The organism is Aestuariivirga sp., assembly GCF_037139295.1.
Lineage (GTDB): Bacteria > Pseudomonadota > Alphaproteobacteria > Rhizobiales > Aestuariivirgaceae > Aestuariivirga.
Genome location: NZ_JBAXGR010000261.1, coordinates 1 through 2,111, shown reverse-complemented (window position 1 = coordinate 2,111; position 2,111 = coordinate 1). Strand labels below are relative to the sequence as shown.

Genomic DNA, 2,111 nt, shown 5'->3' with positions numbered 1-2,111 from the left:
GTCACCGGCGACTTGTCCATGATCTCGGCCACGGCATTCATGTCGAAGTCGGAGGCGACGCGGCGGACCTTCTTCAGCGCCTCCTGGACGCCAACGTTGACGACGAAGGTGCGGGGCTTCACCAGGTGGCCGGAGGCGATGAGTTCCGCGATGCGTATCTGATCAGCGACATTGTCGAACACATCCCGCAAGCCTTGGCGGTCGCCACGGTTGGGTGTCGCGGTGACGCCGAATACCTTGGCAGACGGATTGAGCTGCAGGGTGCGGTCGATAATGCGGCGGTAGCTGTCAGCCACCGCATGATGCGCCTCATCGATCACGAGGAGGTCGAGCGTCGGCATGCCGTCGAGGTTGGCCGGCCGCGACAAGGTCGGGACCATGGCGAAGGTTGCCTGGCCCTCCCACGATTTCTCATGGGCATCGACCACGGAGGTGGTGATGGCCGGGTTGACGCGCCCGAACTTGGCGCGGTTCTGCTCGGTCAGCTCGTCGCGGTGAGCGATGATACAGACCCTTGCCGCGGTCTTCCGGATGATGTCGCCTGCAACGGCGGAGAGCAAAATCGACTTGCCACATCCGGTTGGGCCGATGCCAAGCGTGTTGTTGTGGGTGTCAAGCGCAGCAAGGCTGCGCTCGACGAAGAGTTTCTGGCGGGGGCGAAGCATCATGATGACGGCCTCACTTCGCCCAGGTGGGGCGCACGCCGCCGGACTGCACCGGAGCCGGTGCAGACTGGGGCTGGTGATAGGCAGGCTGCTGCGCATGCGGCGCGGCGGGCGCATAGACCTGCTGCGCAGGCGCGGCGTAACCTTCCTGCGGCTGGGGTGCTGCGGGTGCATAAGCATGCTGCTGGGTCGGGGCGGCATAGACAGGCTGTGCAGGCGAATAGCCCACGGGCGCCATTATGCCGCCCATGATGGCGGCATATTCCTTGTGGTCGTGCGTCACGGCCTGGCGGATGTCATTCTTGTCCTGGCCATTGCTGTCGGTGCCGACATCGATGCGCGCGACGAACTCGATTCCATCGATGTCGGCGAAGCTGGAGATGCGCCGGGCATTCTGTGCCTCGGGCGAGTTGTCCTTGTCGGACAGCCCGCGCGATGAGTTGAGCATGCCGCGCATGAAGCCCCGGCCCATGTTGCCCCAGTCGGGACCCTTCGGGCTGTAGAGCCCGATCATCGACCATATCTTGCGCTTGGCGTACTGGCCCTCGAGCACCGTGTACTCGACGTCGAGATAGACCGCACCGCTGGCGCCGCGTTTGGCATAGCCGCCGGTCCAGCCTTGTGCCGGGTCGCTGAAGCCGCCGGGGCGGATGGTGAGGCGCACCCTGGCGATGGTGCCCTTCGGGATCAGGTTCGAATTCTGCCTGGCGTCATTGAAATCAGTCCACGTGTTTGTCATGGTTCATGCCTCCTTGGGCGTCACTTGATTGTTCAGGGGGACGGCAACCAGAGAGGCGGTGCGATCAAACTCCATCCTCTCGGTTGCCGGTTTTGCGGGGCCGCCGATCTTGGCGAACAGGCGGCCGAGATGAGGCTCCTCGATCATGTCGAGGCGACCTGATCTGTCCTTGGCGGGATAGCCATGGGGATTGAACGTGTGGCAGACGAAGGCGCGGTAGGACTTGCCTTCCTCGTCCTTGATCTCGGTGAGGGTCAGAACCTCATCGACGATGCCGGGCAGTTCGAGCCCGGTCTTCGTGCCCTCGATCTGGGGCACGTAGATCTTGCGGTTGAAGTCATCGAACTTCTCGTCGAGCACGCCGACGAAGACGATGTTCTTGGCGCGGGTGTGCTGGAGATGGACGAGCCACGCGATCATCTCGCGGCCGTGCAGGCCATAGGTTCCCCTGAGATCGGGCTTGCCGGTCTTGTCGGAGACGGCCTCGGGCTGTCCGCCGCACCACTGGAAGCAGAGGCGGCCCGCGACGGTGATCGAGTCGATGAACACCGTCTCGTAGCGCTCGAGCACTGAGGGATCGCCGAACTTCTGGCAAACCGCGTCGTAATGCGCCTGGCTGTAGGGCTGGTCGTCACGCAAAGCCGGGTTCGGCCCGCCGATGAAGGCGGCGAAGTCGCGGCATTCCTGCCATGTGCGCGGCCGGATGG

Annotated in this window: 3 protein-coding genes; all 3 read right to left on the bottom strand. The window is 64.0% G+C overall.

Features of this window, described 5'->3' with window-relative positions:
* Positions 1 to 668, bottom strand: a 668-nt coding sequence (locus tag WCJ41_RS21675) for a DEAD/DEAH box helicase family protein (RefSeq protein WP_336907913.1), incomplete at its 3' end; no start/stop codon positions are given.
* 10 nt (positions 669 to 678) lie between these two features.
* Positions 679 to 1,404, bottom strand: a complete 726-nt coding sequence (locus tag WCJ41_RS21670) for a hypothetical protein (protein WP_336907912.1) — start codon at positions 1,402 to 1,404, stop codon at positions 679 to 681.
* 3 nt (positions 1,405 to 1,407) lie between these two features.
* Positions 1,408 to 2,111, bottom strand: a 704-nt coding sequence (locus WCJ41_RS21665) for an ATP-binding protein (protein WP_336907911.1), incomplete at its 5' end; no start/stop codon positions are given.

Bases quoted from the DNA above. Each gene is read 5' to 3' on its own strand.
- WCJ41_RS21670 (WP_336907912.1), bottom strand. From the start codon at position 1,404: ATGACAAACACGTGGACTGATTTCAATGACGCCAGGCAGAATTCGAAC.